The 19,921-nt window shown below is 52.2% G+C and carries 16 protein-coding genes; 4 read left to right on the forward strand and 12 right to left on the reverse strand.

Features of this window, described 5'->3' with window-relative positions; translation table 11 throughout:
* The first annotated feature begins 22 nt into the window (after positions 1-22).
* The gene (locus GW579_RS15340) at positions 23-1,411 is read left to right on the forward strand and encodes a PTS transporter subunit EIIC (RefSeq protein ID WP_165060539.1); all 1,389 of its coding nucleotides are present in this window, start codon (positions 23-25) and stop codon (positions 1,409-1,411) included.
* Between the two features lie 2 nt (positions 1,412-1,413).
* On the opposite strand, the gene GW579_RS15345 is transcribed toward GW579_RS15340, so the two are convergent.
* The gene (locus tag GW579_RS15345; RefSeq protein ID WP_152326714.1) at positions 1,414-2,265 is read right to left on the reverse strand and encodes a fumarylacetoacetate hydrolase family protein; all 852 of its coding nucleotides are present in this window, start codon (positions 2,263-2,265) and stop codon (positions 1,414-1,416) included.
* Positions 2,266-2,423: 158 nt separating this feature from the next.
* Between GW579_RS15345 and GW579_RS15350 the strand changes: the two genes are divergently transcribed.
* Positions 2,424-3,347 (forward strand): LysR family transcriptional regulator, encoded by a 924-nt coding sequence (locus GW579_RS15350; RefSeq protein WP_165059887.1) that lies wholly within the window; start codon positions 2,424-2,426, stop codon positions 3,345-3,347.
* Positions 3,348-3,375: 28 nt separating this feature from the next.
* On the opposite strand, the gene GW579_RS15355 is transcribed toward GW579_RS15350, so the two are convergent.
* From GW579_RS15355 to pdxR, 11 genes are all read right to left on the reverse strand, one after another.
* Entirely contained in the window at positions 3,376-4,341 is a 966-nt protein-coding gene (locus tag GW579_RS15355; protein ID WP_152326818.1) for an ABC transporter ATP-binding protein, read from the reverse strand.
* A gap of 14 nt (positions 4,342-4,355) precedes the next feature.
* Entirely contained in the window at positions 4,356-5,360 is a 1,005-nt protein-coding gene (locus tag GW579_RS15360; protein ID WP_152326712.1) for an ABC transporter ATP-binding protein, read from the reverse strand.
* Positions 5,357-6,304, reverse strand: coding sequence for an oligopeptide ABC transporter permease (gene opp4C, locus GW579_RS15365; RefSeq protein WP_165059889.1), 948 nt, complete (start codon positions 6,302-6,304; stop codon positions 5,357-5,359). Before opp4C ends, GW579_RS15360 begins: the two co-directional genes overlap by 4 nt.
* Entirely contained in the window at positions 6,304-7,263 is a 960-nt protein-coding gene (locus tag GW579_RS15370; RefSeq protein ID WP_152326710.1) for an ABC transporter permease, read from the reverse strand. The genes opp4C and GW579_RS15370 overlap by 1 nt, the downstream gene beginning before the upstream one ends.
* 51 nt (positions 7,264-7,314) lie before the next feature.
* Positions 7,315-8,934: an ABC transporter substrate-binding protein gene (locus GW579_RS15375; RefSeq protein ID WP_235937418.1), complete on the reverse strand. Its 1,620-nt coding sequence runs from the start codon at positions 8,932-8,934 to the stop codon at positions 7,315-7,317.
* Between the two features lie 407 nt (positions 8,935-9,341).
* A complete protein-coding gene (locus tag GW579_RS15380; protein WP_104925214.1) occupies positions 9,342-10,328 on the reverse strand; it encodes a replication initiation protein in 987 nt (328 codons plus the stop codon).
* A 505-nt stretch (positions 10,329-10,833) separates the two neighbouring features.
* Positions 10,834-11,013 carry a hypothetical protein gene (locus tag GW579_RS15385; RefSeq protein WP_165059891.1) on the reverse strand — a complete coding sequence of 60 codons (180 nt, stop codon included), beginning with the start codon at positions 11,011-11,013 and terminating at the stop codon, positions 10,834-10,836.
* Positions 11,014-11,696: 683 nt separating this feature from the next.
* Entirely contained in the window at positions 11,697-11,906 is a 210-nt protein-coding gene (locus GW579_RS15390; protein ID WP_101078106.1) for a plasmid partition protein ParG, read from the reverse strand.
* On the reverse strand, positions 11,903-12,529 hold the full coding sequence (gene parA, locus GW579_RS15395; RefSeq protein WP_014341720.1) for a ParA family partition ATPase: 627 nt from the start codon (positions 12,527-12,529) through the stop codon (positions 11,903-11,905). The genes GW579_RS15390 and parA overlap by 4 nt, the downstream gene beginning before the upstream one ends.
* Positions 12,530-14,006: 1,477 nt before the next feature.
* On the reverse strand, positions 14,007-15,092 hold the full coding sequence (locus tag GW579_RS15400; RefSeq protein WP_165059893.1) for an ABC transporter ATP-binding protein: 1,086 nt from the start codon (positions 15,090-15,092) through the stop codon (positions 14,007-14,009).
* A gap of 250 nt (positions 15,093-15,342) precedes the next feature.
* Complete coding sequence (gene pdxR, locus GW579_RS15405; protein WP_235937399.1) at positions 15,343-16,899, reverse strand: MocR-like pyridoxine biosynthesis transcription factor PdxR; 1,557 nt, start codon at positions 16,897-16,899, stop codon at positions 15,343-15,345.
* A 145-nt stretch (positions 16,900-17,044) separates the two neighbouring features.
* Between pdxR and GW579_RS15410 the strand changes: the two genes are divergently transcribed.
* A complete protein-coding gene (locus GW579_RS15410; RefSeq protein ID WP_152326707.1) occupies positions 17,045-18,313 on the forward strand; it encodes a 4-aminobutyrate--2-oxoglutarate transaminase in 1,269 nt (422 codons plus the stop codon).
* Positions 18,314-18,321: 8 nt separating this feature from the next.
* Complete coding sequence (locus GW579_RS15415) at positions 18,322-19,776, forward strand: NAD-dependent succinate-semialdehyde dehydrogenase (protein ID WP_165059895.1); 1,455 nt, start codon at positions 18,322-18,324, stop codon at positions 19,774-19,776.
* The last annotated feature ends 145 nt before the right edge of the window (positions 19,777-19,921 follow it).

The raw sequence follows: 19,921 nt of genomic DNA on the forward strand, positions 1-19,921 counted from the left end.
GTTCAGGGTGAATACAGAAATAATGCAGTCCGTTATTAAAGGCGTCGGCGGTGCAGAAAATATTAATAAAATCTGGCATTGCATGACCCGTCTGCGTTTTGATTTAGCCGACGAAAATAAAGTGGCGTGGGATGAGATAAAAAATCTGCCCGGCGTTTTGGGCGCGCAAAGCCAGAGCGGTCAGGTGCAGATTATTATCGGGCCGAAAGTGAATACCTGGTACGAAGCGATTGTTTCGCAGCTGGATCCGGCGTCAAAGCCAACAGGAAATGTTTCCACAAATGCGCGCAAAAGTCTGATCTCAATGTTCATGGATACGGTGTCCGGCGTGTTTGGCCCGATCGTTCCGGCCATTGCGGGCGCGGGAATGATCAAAGGTTTGCTGGCCGGTTTAATCGCCCTCAAGGTGATTTCGGCGAAAAGTGAAACCGTGATGATCATCGATCTGATTGCCAGCGGCGTTTTCTATTTTCTCCCGTTCTTCCTCGCTGTCTCTGCCGCGAGAATCTTCAAAACCAATGAATATCTGGCTGCCGCAGTCGCCGCCTGTCTGATGTATCCGACGCTGATTGACGCCGCAAAAGCGCTCGCCAGCCATACTGCGGATGCGCCAACGGCGTTGTATTTCATGGATATCTTGCCGGTTTCGGTATTTAACTATTCGGCCAGCGTGATTCCGGTGATTTTCTCGGTGCTGGCGCTGAGCTACATACACCGCTGGGTGGACAAAATCATGCCGGACGTGCTGAAAACCGTTTTCACGCCAACGCTGACGTTATTTATTGCGGCGCTGGTTTCACTGACGGTGATTGGCCCGGCCGGAATTTACCTCGGTAAACTGCTGGCGCTGGGTATTCAGGGGCTGTTTGAAGTGTCATCGGTGTTCGCCGGTTTTATTGTTGGCGCGATCCGCCCGGTGGCGATCCTCACCGGAATGCACCACGCCATGACGCCAATTGCCTTGCAGAACTTCACCGATCAGGGCTGGGACATGCTGATGCCGATGATGTTTATGGCCAACATGGCGATTGCCGGTTCGACCTTCGCGATTTATTTCCATGTGAAAACCCGCGAGCAAAAATCAGTCGTGCTGTCGGCGGCGATTTCCGGGCTGCTGGGGATCACTGAACCGGCGCTGTTTGGCGTGCTGACACGCTATAAAAAAGCGTTTATCGCCACCACGATCAGCAGTTCTGTGGCGTCGGCGTTTATTGCATTCTTCGGGGTGCGGTTGTACGGCTATATTCTGTCGAGCATTTTCAGCCTGCCCGCCTACATCGGTCCGTACTTCATTTATATCGTAATGGGCGTGGTGTTATCGCTGGGGCTGTCATTTACGCTGACATATCTGATGGTCGTTAAAAACAAAGACACCGAAAAATCGGTGCCTCTGGTCAGTCAGGTGCGTTAAATTCAGGCAGCGGCGCTGGCTGCTGCCTGGATTTTATTAGTCAAACGACCGATGTTCTCAATTTCCACTTCAATCGTGTCATTGTCATTCAGGTACAACGGCGGTACGCGGCTTTTGCCCACGCCGCCCGGTGAACCGGTCATGATCACATCCCCCGGCGAAAGCTGCGTAAACGTGCTGATATAGGCAATCATCTGCGGAATGCTATGCACCATGTTAGCCGTGGTGTCGTTTTGCACCAGCCGGTCGTTCAGCCAGGTTTTAATGCTCAGATTCTGCGGATCGCCCACTTCATCCGGCGTCACCAGCCACGGCCCGAACGCGCCGGTGGCAGGCCAGTTTTTCCCGGCGGTGTACCACTTATGCTGCCAGTCGCGCACCGAGCCATCCATATAACAGCTGTAGCCCGCAATGAAATCCAGCGCATCTTCGGCCGGAATATTGCGGCCGGTGCGGCCGATAATGATCGCCAGTTCCCCTTCGTAATCAAACTGGCTGGAAGAGGCGGGTTTGATAATGATGCCGTTATGGCCAACCTGCGAATCGGCGAAGCGGACAAATAACGTCGGCGCGTCGCTGGTTTCATTGAACTCTTTGCGCTTTTCGGCGTAGTTCATGCCGACGCCGAAGATTTTGCCCGGACGGTCAATCACCGGCAGAAAGCTGATGTCGCTCAGCTGAAGATCGGCCGGAAGCTGCGCATAGCGCTGCAATTCGTCAAGCTGATGATGCGCCATGAATTCGTTAATATCCCGGCAACCTGAGTGACGGCCGACATCAATAATGCCGTCTGTCTGGAAGATGCCGAAGCTTTTGGTGTGTTCTTTACTGAGGGTGAAATTAACAATTTTCATAGATGCGCTTAGTTTCTTATTTTACATAAAACAGGTGAATTCACTGGCGTTCAGATTGCGGAGACGCTCACGCCCCTGCAAAGATCGCGAGATTATTGACCGCGCCTCTCATGCCTTCTACTATATTTTTTTACCAAATCGATGAATTTCAGGAATGTATGATTAATAACAGGGACTTAGATTATTTCGTCACCGCTGCGGAGATGATAAATTTGAGACTTGCGTCACAAAATTTAAATATTACGCAGCCCGCGCTATCGAAATCCATCACCCGTTTGGAGAAAGAACTCGGCATTAAATTGTTTAAAAGAGCCGGCCGGGGTCTGGAGCTGACCGAGGCGGGTCGCATTCTTTATCAGCGGGGCCTGGCGCTGCAAAACTCCTATCATGAGATGGCAGAAGTCATGACGGAACTGAGCAGCGGCGCGGGCGGGATTGTGCGTGTCGGCGTGTCGGGTTCCGCGACACAATTTTTACTGCCGGAAATCTGCAAAACGCTGCAATTACAGGTTCCCAACGTAAAACTGGAAATCCAGATCGGCATGAACGACGTGCTGTTTACGCTGATGGAGCGCCACGTCATCGACATTATTATCGGGCCGCTGGTGAACTATGAAAGCCCGGTGGTTCAGGTGCCGGTTACCGCCGATCGCGTGGTCGTCGCGGCGTCACGCGACCATCCGCTGGCGGGCAGGCCGGTTTCGCTGCGCGACATGAGCCGTTACGGCTGGATTTTACCGGCCAAAACCGTGTCGATGCGCCAGTGGCTGGACAAGATGTTCTATGAAAATCATTGCCCGCTGCCGGACGTTAAAGTGGAAATCAGCTCGCTGGCGTCAGTGCCCGGTCTGATCGCCAAAAGTGGCCTGCTCAGTTTTCTTTCTGAAAACATTCTGGTCGAGGAAGAGTTTATCTCCCGCCTGATCCGGATTGATAACGATCAACTGATGATGCCGCGTCGTGTGGGCATTACCTGGCGGGAAGGCGCATTTCTTTCACCCGCGACGCAAAAGGTAATTGAAGTGACGCAAAACGTCGGGAAGAAAATGCAGAGTGAAGCCCGCCGCATGCTGGAAGACTAGGCCAGCCGCGGCGGGAAAGAGCCGGAAATTACACCAGATGGCAGGCGACGCGGTGGCCGCTTTCCACTTCACGCAGTAACGGAATTTCAGCGCGGCAACGTTCGGTCGCGCGCGGGCAGCGGGTATGGAAACGGCAGCCGGACGGCGGTTTTGACGGATCCGGAATTTCACCGCTGACCATTGCCACCGGTTCGCTGTCAGGATCAAGCGTCGGCACGGCGGCCAGTAACGCCTGCGTGTACGGATGCAAAGGCTGGCGGAATAAAGCATCGCGGCTCGCGGTTTCTACCAGTTGCCCCAGATACATTACCGCCACGTCGTCGCACAGATGTTCCACCACGCCCAGATCATGCGAGATAAACAGAAACGTCACACCGTGATCGTCGCGTAAATCCGAGAATAAATTGATGATCTGCGCCTGAATCGAGACGTCGAGCGCGGAGATCGGCTCATCGGCAATAATGAATTCCGGTTGCAGGATCAGCGCCCGCGCAATGCCAATACGCTGGCGTTGCCCGCCGGAAAACTCATGGGGAAAGCGGTTGTAATGCAGCGGCGACAGCCCGCAGATTTTCATCACTTCCACCACTTTGCCGTGCAGTTCAGCGCGTGAGCAGAGTTTATGTTCCAGCATCGCTTCGCCGATCGCGTCACCAATACGAATACGCGGATTCAGCGAACTGTAGGGATCCTGAAACACCAGCTGGATTTTCGGTCGCAGCGCTTTAAGCTGTTTCGGCTTGAGCCGGTGCAGGTCTTCACCACGAAACTTCACGCTGCCCGCCGTTTTGTCGTACAACCCGAGAAGCGTTCTGCCGACGGTGGTTTTGCCGCTGCCGGATTCGCCCACCAGCCCGAAAATAGTGCCTTTGCGGATGTTAAAACTGACGCCATCTACCGCGCGCAGCTGGCCGGTTTCCTGCCCGAATACGCCGTCGCGGATCGGGAAGTGTTTCTTCAGGCCATCCACTTCTATCAGGTAGTCAGTACTCATCAGATTTTCAGCACTCATGGCTGCAACTCCTTCTGCGTCATTTCATTTGCCGGATTCAGCCCGCTGTAAAAACAGGCCGCCTGCCGCGACCGCCCTTCCAGCGGTGGGATCCCCTGACGACAGCGGTCGGTGGCACGTTCACAACGCTCGGTAAAAGCACAGTACGGCGGCAGCGCAGCCAGATCCGGCACCTGACCGGGAATGGAATACAACCGCCGGCGACGCTCGCCCGGCGTGGGCCGCGACGCGATCAACCCCTGCGTGTACGGATGCAGCGGATTGCGCAGCACTTCCGCCGTTGCGCCCTGCTCAACAATTTTCCCGGCGTACATCACCACCACGTGATCGGCCATCTGCGCGATCACACCCAAATCATGCGTAATGAGCATCAGCGCCATGTGATTTTGCCGCGCCTGATCGCGTAACAGCCGTAAGATCTGCGCCTGCACGGTGACGTCCAGCGCGGTGGTCGGCTCGTCCGCAATCAGCAACTGCGGCTTACAACTGAGCGCCATCGCAATCATGATGCGTTGTAACATGCCACCCGAAAGCTGGTGCGGATAACTGGTCATCAGGCTTTCCGCACGCGCCAGACCAACGTCGGTGATCATCTTCGTTGCCTTTTCCCAGGCCGATTTTGGCGATTCCCCGAGATGGCGGATCAGCGGCTCAACCAGCTGTTCACCAATGGTCAGCACCGGATTGAGCGCGGTCATCGGTTCCTGGAAAATCATCGCCAGCTGGTTGCCGCGTAGATCCGCCATTTGTGATGCGCGCAGTTTCAGTAAATCACGCCCCTGAAACAGGATTTCGCCGCCATCAATGCGCGCGGCCTGTGGCGGCAGTAATCCCATCAGCGACATCGCCGTGACGCTTTTTCCGCAACCGGATTCGCCCACAATGCCGACGGTTTGCCCTGCCTGAACGTCAAACGTGACGTCCTGCACTGCACGCACACGCCCCTGATCGCTGGAAAAAGACAGCGCAAGCTGATTAAAACGGATCAACGGTTCTGTCATTTTTTACTCCGTTTCATCTTGGGATCGAGCGCATCGCGCAGGCCATCGCCCAGTACGTTAATCGCAATAACGGTGATAAAAATCGCCACGCCCGGCGGCATCCATAACCACGGACGGCGCTGGAAGTCGATCAGGCTGTTGGCCGCGTCCATCATGTTTCCCCATGAAGGCGTCGGTGGCACCACGCCCAACCCGAGATAGCTGAGCGCCGATTCACTGAGAATGGCGTTTGCCACCGCCATCGTCGCCATCACTACCAGAATGGGCACAGTATTGGGCAACAGATGGCCGAACAGACGACGGCGCGCGGATAACCCGAGCACCTGCGTCGCCAGCATAAAATCACGCTCGCGCAGGGACAGAATTTGCCCGCGCACCAGACGCGCCAGCTTCGGCCATTCCAGCAAACTGAGCATCACGATCACCATGTAGACGCGCGAATCCGGCGAGAAATCCAGTTCCGAGAGCATCGCGCCCATCACAATCAGCAGCGGCAGGCTCGGAATGGTCATCACCAGATCGGCAAAACGCATGATAATTTTGTCAGCAACGCCGCCCAGATACCCCGAAACCGCGCCCATCAGATAGCCGAGTGTCACAGAGAGCAACATGGTAAGCAGGCCGATGATCAGCGAAATACGCCCGGCCAGAAGCAGGCGCGTATAAACGTCGCGCCCAAGAAAATCGGTGCCCAGCCAGTGATCGGCATTTGGCGCTTTATTAATCATCAGTGCATCGGTAGCGTCATCGCGCCATGGCGAATAGTAAGGGCCCACTATGCACCAGACCGCCATGACCAGCAGAAGGATGAGGCAAAACATCGCCAGCCGGTTCTGTCGCAACGATTTCCAGGCCTGCTGCCACGGTGACGGTGTCACCTGCGCCATCGCCGGTATTCCCGCTTCACGAAGCCGGCGGTGTGTTGAAAATAATGATCCAAACATCACGACCTCACACGAATACGCGGGTCAGCCCACGCATAAAGCACATCGGCAATCAGGTTGCCCAGAATGGTGAGAACCGCCAGGAACAGCGTGAATCCCATCAGCACCGGATAATCGCGCGCTGCCAGCGAATCAATATGAATGTGCCCCGCGCCCGGCCAGTTAAAGACCTTTTCGGTGATCAGCGCACCGGAAAACAGCCCCGGCAGCTCGAATCCTAACAGCGTGATAATTGGCAACAGCGCGTTCCGCAGCGCATGTTTGAGGATGACGGTGCGCTCGCGCAGCCCTTTGGCGCGCGCGGTGCGGATGAAATCCATGCGTACGACGTCCAGCATGCTGGCGCGGAAATAGCGCGTCAGGCTGCCCGCCTGAAGCATCACCAGCGCAATCACCGGTAATACCAGGTGCGCCGCGACCTGCATCACCCAGGCCCAACCCGTGGCGTCACTGCCGGTATTGGTCATGCCGCCAACCGGCAACCAGTGGAGATCAACCGCAAACCATTTGATCAGCAGCAGGCAAAGGAAAAACGTCGGAAATGACATCGCCGCGAATATCACCACGCTGACGACGTGATCAAACAGCGAATAGGGTTTCATGGCAGAAACAATGCCCACCGCCAGCGCGATCCCCCAGTACAGCACCATGGCGATGGTCGCCAGCAGGAAGGAGTTCCAGATGTACTGATTCAGCAACTGACTCACCGGGATCTGATATTGCAGCGAAAAACCCAGATCGCCCTGGAGCAGGTTCCCCAGCCAGTGCAGATAGCGGCTAAGCAGAGGCTGATCGAGGCCGTATAACGCTTTGAGTTCGGCGGCACGCTGAGCGGTCAGGGTAATATTGCCGTCGATAAAATCGCCCGGCGTTTTGGCAAACAGCATAAAGATGAGCAGCGAAGCGAGGAACAACATCGGGATGGTTTGAAGCAAACGACGCAGAATGAAATTTCTCATGACTTTCTCATTGAAGCTGCCGGTAAGGACCGGCAGCAACGTGATTTCTGATTATTTGACGATTTTGACATCCGGCAGGCTGCCGGTCAGGCCGTTGTAAATATCCGGTTTGAAACCGGTCACGCGGGCACTGCTGGCCGACAAAATTTTACGGTTGCCGAGCAGGATCACCGGCGGATCGTTCGCCAGAACTTTGTACAGTTCGTGGTAAACCGGCTTACGTTTTTCGATGTCGAGGGTCGCATTACCTTCGTTGATCAGCTTATCCACTTCAGGATTGTTGTAACCCTGCTCCGTGGCCTCTGTGCTGTAGTAATCCCAGACGCCGTCGTGCGGATCATTGAGTGTGCTGGTGCTGAATGACGCCAGATCGTAATTCCCCGCTTTACGTTGCGACATCAGCGCGTTGAAATCCACAACCTGTGGTTTCAGCAGCACACCAATCTTCTGGTAGTCCTCTTTGGCGATAGGGATCAGGGCGTCGTTCAGTACTTTTTTGCTCACCAGCAGCGTCAGTTCCAGACGTTTTCCGTCTTTCACACGAATGCCGTCAGCGCCGGTTTTCCAGCCCGCTTCATCCAGTAATTTACTGGCCTGCGCCGGATCGAATTTGTACGGATTCACGCCTTCATTGTTATACGCCCAGGAGATTGGCGCGATCGGCTCGATAGCCACGGAGCCGTAGCCCTGATACACCACGTCGATCAGTTTCTGGCGATCCAGACCGTAAATCAGCGCCTGACGAACTTTTACATCCTGCAATACCGGGCGATGAAGATTGAACTCAATCTTGCTGTAATCGCTGGATCCGTACAGGTTGATGTTCGCAAAACCCAGCAGTTTAAGCTGTTCGATATCATCCGGGCGTGACGTAAAAGCGTCGTAGTCGGTATCGCCGGTCTGGAATAACTGGAAGTTCGTCGACGGATTGGTGACACGATAAATGAAACGTGGCGTCGGAGGCGTACCGCGGTAATAGTGTGTGTTGGCGTGGAAACGGATCTCCTGCCCCGGAATGTATTTGTCGTAAACATACGGGCCGTTACCCAGCGGTTTGCCATGCAGCGTGCGCAGTGTATCGAGATTTCCACGCTGATAATCTTTGCCGTAATAGGCTTTCGACAGCACCGGCCCGCCGATTTTTTGCAGCGTGGTCGCGCCCGGTTGCGTGGTTGTCACCTGAAGGGTCAGCGGGTCGATAACTTTCAGACCACTGACGCTGTCCGCTTTGCCCTGCTTATATTCATCGCCACCGGCAATGTGTGCCAGCGTGATGTCGGTGTCGCCGTCATATTTCGGGTCGTACAACACGGTCAGCGTGAACGCGACGTCTTCCGCCGTCAGCGCTGAACCGTCGCTGTACTTGAGGTTCGGACGCAGTTTGATGGTATACGTTTTGCCGTCCGGGCTAACCGTCCAGCTCTCCGCCAGACCCGGAACCAGTTTGCCCTGACTGTCCCAGTCAATCAGGCGGGCGAAGATCACGTTGGTGACGTTTTCATCCCAGCCATTCACGAAGAAGTAAGGGTTAAAAATGCCCTGCGGTTCGGAGATCCCGGCGATCACGGTGTCCGTACGCAGTTTCGCGGCAGCAGGCACCTGGCTGGCGTCTGTGGCCGGAGTGATGCCTTCTTTAAGAACATCGTCCGCAAAGGATAAAGAAGAAAACATCACGGCGCTGGCCAGTAATGCGATTTTAAAAGAAGCGGTGCGGCGCGCGCGGGAGACGGATTGCGCGGGGGCAGAAGTGAGTAACGTAGCCAAGTGACATCCCTCATCAATAAGTGTGCAATAGGTTTACAAAACATGACGAAGAGTAAGGTTGGGGTTTGTCCTTGTCTAACAACGAAAAAATATGGCTTATAGCTTTTGGGCAGTACGCTGAAAAAGCCGCCAAAACGGGTAATGTGGAATGATTTCCTGCCCATACCCAGTAAGCACTCACTAACCATTCAGGTCAGGATAATCAGTAAGTTAACTGTAATGGACGTCGGAATCCTCCGGATCCGTACAAAGAAAAACGGCGTATCTCATCGAAGATACGCCGTTCATTTCGGAATGCTTTCCGGCCGGGACTGTCAGGCAGCGGTTTTCTTACTGCGGGAACTGACCTCAGAGAGGATCTCTTTTTGTTTGCTCTTCTCGCCGATCAGCTTGTACCAGCCTGAAAGCTTGCGCAGATCCGGCAACGTCGCCTTTTCTTCAACGTCGTAAGCGCTTAATTTCTCACGATACTCTTCGAAGATGGTGATACAGCGGCGTGCCCACTCGCCTTCCAGCGCCGAACCTGCCACTGCGCGCGGACGGCGCGGTAAGCGCGGGCGCAGTGGTTTACTGGCTTCTGGCGCTGACTCATCGACATACGCGAACTTGATCGAAACAACGGTTCTGCCCTGCTTCACCGGCTCCCAGACCACGGAGATATCGGTATTGGCGTTGATGCGGTTGATCGTCGGTTCAAGCAGCTTCTGGCGGAAGTCACGGTAATCCTCGTATTTGCCTGCCAGACCGGCCTTCTCGCGCATCCAGTTGAGATCCAGGGTCACTTCAATGGCTTTACCGCTGCGTCTGCCGTAGAGGTTTTTGGCTTTGATTAACCAGCCATACAGACGCACGGAGAACGGCGTATCCAGTTTAGCGATATTAGCAAAATTGAGTTTGGTAAAAGATTCTTTTAATTCATATAGATACGGTGCAACGTCCTGACCAAATCTCAGTACAACGGCGCTGTGATCATCACTGCTGACGTATTCCAGCCGCGAGAACCACGAAAGCTGAACGGTACGCACCTTTCCGGTTTTCGTATCCGGTTTGTAGATGGTGACCGGCTTTTTCATCAGGCTTTCTGCAGCTTCACGCAACTGGCGGTGGCTGCTGGTCGGGTTTACTCCGTAGATCCGCTGGTAATCCTGAGGGAAAAGTCGATATAACGTGTCCGGCTGAGGTTTCCTGCTATCAATTTGTGCCAGCGCCAGGTTAAGCAAGCGCATTTCATCCAGAGTGACGCTGTAAGCGCCTTCAAGAAGATCGTTCCCCTGAACTACGGTGAGTTTATTCAGTTCCATGTAGCAGGATCCATAAGTGGAAAGTAGGTAAATTATTCCACATAAAAAATACTGACGTAAAGTAAAAACAAGGCTTATTTATTCCTTTACTTTCAAATTGTTATAAGAGGATCCTAAAACATCGATCAGGAAAAACTTCCACATATGATTTTCCACCGACTCCGGGATCCTTTTTTTAACATGCTGGATCGGCTCGCTTTTTACAGGAAATTACTCCACTTATCGGACTGAAGATCTCCAGCCCGGAATGTCTGAGATACTCGCTGCTCTCCCCTGCCGATCAGAAAATTCTTCCACATATAAGTCCATACTGCACGTTAACTGACCGTAAACGGCTTTGTGATCCCGTTCTCATTTCAACATACCGGCCCGTTCCCTGTCTGAATCGGGATCTACAGGAAAACTTTCCACATATATGTGCCCCGGCGATCAGAAAATGTCTCCACATTTAGGGATACACGATCGGCGATCAGGAAATAACTCCACATATGGGGGCGTTCCGATCTCAGAAAATCTTTCCACGTATAGCAATGCGCGGGATCAGGAAATACTTCCACGTATTCCAGCGTAAGGTGTTAACTGACTGCACAGTTACCGTGAATTCACGCACGTTGATCAGATAATTCTTCCACATATAGGCAAGTGACAATGTCACGTATTTTCTAACCCACTGTTTATAAAACATTATATTTCCAGAGATCGTTTGAATAGCGTTAATCAGATCAGAAAATGTCTCCACATAACCGCTGATTGGATCAGGAAAATCTTCCACATATGCCCTGCTCTGCTGCCCGTATATCGATTTCTGAAGCCGATTATGCCTGACCAGGATGATCCTCTCCCTGCTGCGTGACACAACGTGACGCTGTCACAGGAAATGTCTCCACATTAGGGCTCGTTCTGGGATCAGGAAATTACTCCACCTATCATAAAAATGAGTTGTGGCAATATGTTAGTGTTAAATCTAAGCTGATGTTCATGACATGGGTTCCCAATGGAAACTGTCCACAGAAAAAAGCTCCACGTATCCAGTGGACTGATCTGTAAGGGAATTATCCACAGGAAAAAGCTCTACATTCATCATGAAAAGGATCCACATCCAACAGGAAGGATCTCCACTCCGGGCAGGAAATATCTCCACAAGACGCGTTGTATTCTGCTGATTTACTTAATAAAAAACCTCTCTTAAAGAGAAAGATCTAAACTTATAAATAAAACAAAACACTATTTGATCTTGGGATCCTGATAAGGACTGGCGACGTTAATACGTAAGGGATTAGGAAAAGGAAACACCAGAAGGGACAAGGTTGTGCAGGCTTCAGAAACAAAAGCGGGCCAGAAAAGGCCCGATCCAGACGGAACAAACGATCAGGAACGTTCGTTGGTGATTAGCCAGGCATTGATCAGCTCTGTCAGAACGTCTTTCATCTCGCGATCTTGCAGGAAGCAGCTGGTTTTGAAACGGCGATGCAGCTCTTCATCGATGTTAGTCTGTAACTTCTTCACTGAAGCGGGCGGCTTTGCTACAGCGTCCAGTGCTGTAGTCAGTTGTCTGTGCTGGCCAAGTTTCATTTTCATTTCAACAACTCCGTAATTTCTTTGGTCATAATTTCAATCTCGCCTTTCGCATTACCGTCCGTTGTATCGAAGACTGTTCCGCCATCCATCATGGTACGGATGTATACCTGGCGCTGAGTGGTGCCTGTGCGCAGTGCCGGAACGCCTGTATCAGCAATCGATTCTTTCAAGACTTCCAGCATCTTAGCGGATGCGACTTTCTTGGTGATCAGAAAACGCGCGATGACAGGCTGTAAATTTTCACGCGCCTCAACAACGGCAAGTATAGCGCCACAGGCTGCAAAATCTAAAGGTGACGGTGTCACGGGGATCAGGACTAAATCACTGACCATCACCGCTGCTGATGAAATTGCCGAGATTGCTGCTGCACCGTCGATGACTACGTAGTCATATTCTTTCAACTGCTTACGTACGGTATAAACTTCTTTTTCTGATGCGGCTTCCGCCAGGTCGAACTGGCATTTGCTTTCGTCGTACCAGTTGCTGATGCTTCCTTGTGGATCGGTATCGACCATCACGACTTTATGACCTTGTCGTGCAAGACAGGTTGCGATGTTAATAGAAGTCGTGGTTTTCCCTACCCCGCCCTTCCCGTTCAGGAAAGAAATAATTTTCGCTGCCATAACAACCTCTTGATGAAGCGCTAAATGAAGATTATTGAATCCCGTAATCATAAGGTTTCGGGATTCATTATTTATGTAATCATAGGATTCTGGGATTTAAAAATCCATGAATCACAGGATTGAAGCACTACTATAAAGTTTACATCCGATGATTTCAATATTTTAGGATTACCGAATTATATTATCCTGTGATTTCAGGATTACGTGATTACCGGTTGATTGATTACGGCGGTAACATAATGTTCAGGATGTTATGATTTTTGAATCCCATCATCCCAGGGTTTTGGGATATCAGGATTGCAGGCGGATAAGGCTGAAGTATCGATCTCAGAGAATAAGGGTGCCAAATGGAGCTACAAGGATTTCGCTATCTTGTGATTTTATGATTCTGCGTTCTTGGGATTTTCGCGGGGATGCATCATGCCAATAAGAGCGCCAAAAAGTTTCGGCTGGTGTTGACGTTCAAAACAGTAGCCATGAAAATCTCACCATCTCACCATCTCACCATCTCACCATCTCACCATCTCACCATCTCACCATCTCACCATCTCACCATCTCACCATCTCACCATCTGATGATTCCTGTATTCAGGGATTTGTGCATCTTTGGATTTCAGAAGCATGTGATGCCAGATATGTATCCTATGATTACAGGATTAAATGATTCTTACACGCCTGAGATTACAAAATCATGAGATGTGCAGATATAAATCGTAGGATTACGGGATTAAGTGATCTTTGAATTATTAATTATCAATTGAAGCACAAACAGGTATGTACGGCACGAAAGGATTCCAGGATGACATGCTTCCGTAATCTTAAAGAGGATTACAGGAGTATAAGATTACACGTTGATAAGTGAACAATGGACTTAACTTATTATGTGTATCACGTAATCCTGGGATGTAGAGTGAATCTCAGGATTACATGATACTGTTTTGGGATTACGAGATTCCATAATCATGTCATACAAATCAATTAATTATCTACACAAGGTGGAGCTAAGTATAATCAGCCTTTAGAGGATGTCAGGATTCCATGATTTCCACTAGGATTTTGAGATTACAGGATGTCCATAATAAATCACGGGATTATAGGATTATCGTGACGCGCTGGGATTCAGAGATTCCATGATTATGGAGATAGTGAATCCAGAATATTAAGATTCAAGGATTCTGGGATTTATAGATTGAATAAGATTACGGAATCTTAAAATCTCAGGATTGTCACGGCCTGTGACGGATGTTGGGATGCCGGGATTTTAGGATGGTGTGATTTAATGATTATGAAATACAGGCCTGAAGGATGTTGTGATTATAAGATTCTGGGATTTATCTTGTGATGACAAGATGACAAGATGACAAGATGACAAGATGACAAGATGACAAGATGACAAGATGCAGGAAAAATCAAATCCCAAGATTATAATATTCTCGGGATTTCAGGATTGTAAGATTCAGAGATTTTAAAGGCAGAATTAATGAGTTACCACATCCAGTGCGCGCAGGTGTTCAGGCAACCAGGAAAGCAGTACTTCTGATCCGGCTTTCCAATCCGGATTCATGTGTGCGGCAGAAAGCTTAACCATGAAATTATCCTGACCAGCAACTTCGGTCATCATACGGACATGGTCGCCCAGATAGATGAACTGTTTAATCCGCGCTTTGACCTGTTCCATACCCGGCTGAGGATTGTTGATACTGATCCGCTCGGGGCGGATTGAGAGCAAAATTTTCTTACCGGGTGAACTCGGGCGAATTTTAACGGCGCGAAGAATTGTGCCGTCATCGAGAGATGCGCGATAAAAATCACCTTCGGCTGCCGTATTGGTTGCCAGCAGACTGTTATTTTCTCCAATGAACTGTGCAACAAACGCATTATCCGGTTTTTCATAAATCACACTCGGGCTGTCCATCTGCTGGATAACGCCGTCGTTAAATACCGCAACGCGGTCAGACATAGTCATCGCTTCGCTTTGATCGTGTGTCACATAGACAATCGTCAGATCCAGCATCTGGTGCAATTGCTTGATTTCCATTTGCATATGTTCGCGCAGTTGTTTATCCAGCGCCCCGAGCGGTTCATCCATCAACACCAATTTCGGTTCGAACACCAGAGCGCGGGCGAGGGCGACACGCTGCTGTTGCCCGCCGGACATTTGCGCCGGATAGCGATCTGCCAGCGGTTTAAGTTTGACCATATCCAGAATACGGTCAACTTTCTCCTTGATATCCGTCTTGTTAAGACGACGTATCGTCAGCGGAAACGCCAGATTCTCGGCCACCGTCATGTGCGGGAACAAGGCGTAATTCTGGAAAACCATCCCGATATCACGCTGGTGCGGAGGCAAATTATGCAAAGGTTTATCGCGTAGCAGAATTTCTCCCTGAGTCGGCGTTTCAAACCCTGCAAGCATCATCAGGCTGGTTGTCTTGCCGGAACCTGACGGGCCAAGCAGCGTCAAAAACTCACCCTCATGGACATCAAGATTGAGGTTTTTAACGACCAGTTTATCGCCGTCATAGCTCTTCTTGATATTTTTGAAGCTGACATACGTTCTCATAACAGGTACTCCGCGAAGAAAAATACTGGAAAGTGGATGACGCAACCCGGCACAAATCATGCATAAAACATCCTCAGAAGGAGTGTTTGTGTGGCGTTATTAAAAATCTTTACCACCCGTCCGAAACGCTAACAAGCATTTTTTAGCAAAAAACCACAAAAAACGAGCCTGAGAGAAATCTCGCAGGCTTATGAATTTTATTGCTATTTTTAAAAGTTTTCTGCTTATTGCTAGCAATATGAAAGAGGGATTACGCAGGATCAGGCAAGTCGTCAGCTTCCGTTTCGGTGATCTCAATCATCGCCTCCTGCGCACTACAAGATTGCAGCCTGCGCCGTAAACAATCCACGATATGCCCAAACGCGGGCACAATTTCTTCCTCCGAAACACCACCATAACCGAGCAAAAGCCCGCGCCGCGGGGCCGGACGCAGGTAATAAGCGGAAAGCGGGCGGGTCAGCACACGCTTTTGCTCCAGCTCAGCGCTCAGCGCTACGTCATCAATCGAATCCGGCAACGACAAAATCAGATGCAAACCGGCATTGCTGTTTTCGCTTAAAAACTCCGGCCCGAGCTCCTGCTCAATCAGCTTCGTCAGCACATTACGCCGCTTGCCGTAAATCAGCCGCATCCGGCGGATATGCGCCGCGTAATGACCTTCGCGTATAAATTCCGCCAGCGTAAGTTGCGTCAGTCCGTTACCCGCCCGGTACAACTCGGAATGTGCAATCTTGAGGCGTGAAGCCAGAGGGCGCGGCAAAACGACGTAACTGATTCGCATCGCCGGGTACAGCGTTTTGCTGAACGTCCCGATATAAATCACAGGTGCATCACTGCTCAGGCCTTGCAACGCGGGGATCGGACTGCCGGAATAACGAAATTCGCTGTCGTAATCATCTTCCACCACCCAGCTGCCTTGCTGGCTGGCCATCGCGAGAATTTTTTGTCTGCGCGCCAGACTCATTACCGCACCCAGCGGATAGTGATGTGACGGTGTCACGCATATCAGTTTAGGCGCGCGGCTTTCTGGCGGATTTTCAGGCGGATCCATACCGTTTTCATCCACCGGAATTGGCTGAATATCCACGCCGTTGATGGTTAGTACATTGCGAATTCCCCAGTAGCTGGGTTCTTCAATCCAGGCGACATCGCCCGGATCGCAAAGCATTTTTGCCAGTAAATCCAGAGCCTGATGCGTACCGGCGGTGATGAGGATCTGGTCGGCAGTGCAGTCCACCGAGCGTGCAATACGCAGATAATCAGCGAGCGCATGCTGAAGTTCCGGGCAGCCACCGTGGCGCGAATAGGTGAGATATTCCGGATGCAGACGGCGGCTCAGGCGGTTTTGAAGCTTGCGCCAGATGTCATGAGGAAACTTTGTGACATCCGGTACGCCCGGCATAAACGCGCCCCACTGGTGCGACGCCACGCCGGTGCGCGTCAGCAAATTTGAACCGCGTTTGGAAAGTGAAACATGGCTGCGGAGCGGGGCACAGCGTGTGGTGTTTTTGTCGGCGATCACGCCGTCTTCCGGTAAATCGGATGTGACGAAGGTACCACTTCCGGTACGCGTCTGAATGTAGCCCTCAGCCTGCAATTGCTCGTAGACCGCCAGCACCGTATTGCGCGAAATATCCAGTTCTTTGGCCAGGTCCCGGGATGCGGGTAAACGGCTGCCGGGGCTGATGCTGCCGTCAAAGATAGCCTGTTGTAATGCCTGATAAACCCGCCTGTTCAGCGTGCCTCCTGAAGATTCAGAAAGCCCGGTGAGACGCTGAAAAATGAGGTCAGAGAGCAGTGAGCGCAAAAGTGGATCCTCAAAATAATTAAAACTGGTTCTGGATTATAGAACCGCTGACAGGATAAAAAACAAGGACAGATTGCTATTTCGACAAATTGTTCACCTTGCAACCGGCAATCTCCAAAACATAACCCTCAGGCAGGAGCGAAAGATGAGTCACAGCGAACTGGAAAAACGCCGTAAAGAAGCGACACCGCGTGGTGTCGGCGTCATGTGTGATTTCTATGCAGCGAAGGCGGAAAACGCAACGTTGTGGGATGAGCAGGGTCGGGAATATATCGATTTCACCGCCGGGATCGCCGTGCTCAATACCGGTCACCGCCATCCGAAAATTGTCGAAGCGATCCGCAAACAGCTCGACCTTTTCACGCACACCGCCTACCAGATTGTGCCTTATGCAAGCTTTGTCACGTTGGCCGAATGCATCAACGAAATCGCTCCGGTGACAGGAAATGCGAAAACCACCTTCTTCAGTACCGGTGCCGAAGCGGTAGAAAACGCGGTGAAAATTGCCCGCGCTGCCACCGGTCGCCCCGGCATTATCACTTTCTCCGGTGCATTCCACGGCCGCACCTTACTGACCATGGCGCTGACCGGAAAAGTCGTGCCATACAAAGTGGGTTTCGGTCCATTCCCGGCATCAGTATTCCACGGTCAGTACCCGAATGCGCAACACGGCGTCAGCACCGAAATGGCGCTGGAAAGCATCGAACGAATTTTCCGCAGTGATATCAGTCCGCAGCAGGTTGCCGCCATTCTTTACGAACCGATTCAGGGCGAGGGCGGTTTTAATATTGCGCCGGAAGATTTTGTGAAAGGTCTGCGCGACATCTGCGACCGTCACGGCATCGTGCTGATTGCGGATGAAGTGCAGAGCGGCTTCGCGCGTACCGGCAAAATGTTTGCATCTGATTACTACCCGAATTCCCGACCGGATTTAGTCACCATGGCGAAAAGCCTGGGCGGCGGGATCCCGATTTCAGGCGTGACCGGTCGCGCTGAACTGATGGATGCGCCGGAACCGGGCGGTCTGGGCGGCACTTACGCGGGCAACCCGCTGGCGGTGGCGTCGGCGCTGGCGGTTCTCAAAATCATCGAAGAAGAAAAACTCTGCGAACGCGCGAGTCGTCTGGGTGCGGAATTGGTTGAAACGCTGGAAAAAGCCAAAGCGAAATGCCCGGCGCTGGTTGATGTGCGTGCGCGCGGTTCCATGGTCGCGGCAGAATTCAACGATCCGGCGACAGGCAAACCGTCGGCAGAACTGACAAAACAGTATCTGCGTAAAGCGCTGGATGCCGGATTGCTGATGCTGAGCTGCGGCGTCCACGGCAACGTGATCCGTTTCCTGTATCCGCTGACCATTCCTGATGCGCAGTTCAAAGACGCACTGACTATTTTGTCCCGTGTGCTGGCTGACTGAGGAACGCTATGCAACTCAAACATACTGAACTCCTGCGCCAGCAATGCCTGATCAACGGTGAATGGGCCGACAGCGAAAATGGCGAACGCGAGGACGTCGTCAACCCGGCAACGGGCGCGGTAATCGGCAGCGTACCGCAGATCACCACCGCGCAAACGGCGCAGGTTATTGCTTACGCCGAACAGGCGCAGGCGGTCTGGCGGGAAAAAACTGCCAAACAACGTGCCTCGCTGATGCAGAAATGGGCGCAACTGATGCTCGAAAATGCGGACGACCTGGCTGCGTTGCTGACTGCTGAACAGGGCAAACCGCTGACGGAGGCAAAAGGCGAAATTGTTTATGCCGCATCGTTTATCGAATGGTTTGCCGAAGAGGCGAAACGCGTGGAAGGCAGCGTACTGGCACCGGTTCAGGCGTCACAACGCATGCTGGTTCTGAAACAACCGGTTGGCGTTTGCGCGGCCATCACACCCTGGAATTTCCCGGCGGCGATGATCACCCGTAAAGCCGCACCGGCGCTGGCCGCAGGTTGCGCGATGATCGTGAAACCCGCAGAACAAACGCCGTTCAGCGCTTTAGCGCTCGGGCAACTGGCGGTCGAAGCGGGCATTCCGGCGGGGGTATTGCAGGTGATCACCGGTTCCGCGCAAAAAGTCGGCAAAGTGCTGTGCGCGAGTCCGGTGGTTCGCAAACTGAGCTTTACCGGATCCACTGAAGTCGGGCGCATCCTGATGGCCCAAAGTGCGCCGACGGTGAAAAAACTCTCTCTCGAACTGGGCGGTAACGCGCCGTTTATCGTGTTCGATGACGCCAATCTCGAGCGCGCCGTGGCCGGTATTATGGCTTCGAAGTTTCGCAACAGCGGGCAAACCTGCGTCTGCGCTAACCGGATTTATGTCCAGCAGGGGATTTACCCGGCGCTGGTGAAAAGGCTGGTAGAAGAAGTGGAAAAACTGAAAGTGGGCGAAGGTTCTCAAACCGGCGTCACGCAGGGGCCGCTGATCGACGACGCAGCCGTCAGCAAAGTGCGTGAGCATATCGACGATGCGCTCTCACACGGGGCAACAATATTGACCGGCGGCGAGCCGCACGCGCTGGGCGGCACGTTCTTCCAGCCTACCGTGGTCGGCGGTGTGACATCTGCGATGAAATTTGCGCGCGAAGAAACCTTCGGGCCGGTCGCGCCGGTTTTCAGTTTTACCGATGAAGCGCAGGTGGTGGCGATGGCGAACGATACCGAATTCGGGCTGGCTGCTTATCTCTTCACGCGTGACGCTTCGCGCCAGTGGCGGGTACCGGAAGCCCTGGAATACGGCATGGTGGGCATCAATACCGGTCTGATTTCCAACGAAGTCGCGCCGTTCGGCGGTATTAAACAGTCCGGTCTGGGGAGGGAGGGGTCCCGCCACGGTATGGACGACTATCTGGAAATGAAATATCTGTGCATCGAACTGGGTGAGTAATCCTGAAGCACAACGTCCCGATAGGGTGCAGAAATGCACGTCAGCTGTGCAAGGTTCATTAATAAAAAGAAACTGAGTGGTCATGAGGCACAAAAAAATCACATAACGCCTCTGCAAAACCTGTCCGCCCGTCATTTACGGCGTG

Source organism: Rahnella contaminans, from assembly GCF_011065485.1.
In the GTDB taxonomy this organism is placed as follows: domain Bacteria; phylum Pseudomonadota; class Gammaproteobacteria; order Enterobacterales; family Enterobacteriaceae; genus Rahnella; species Rahnella contaminans.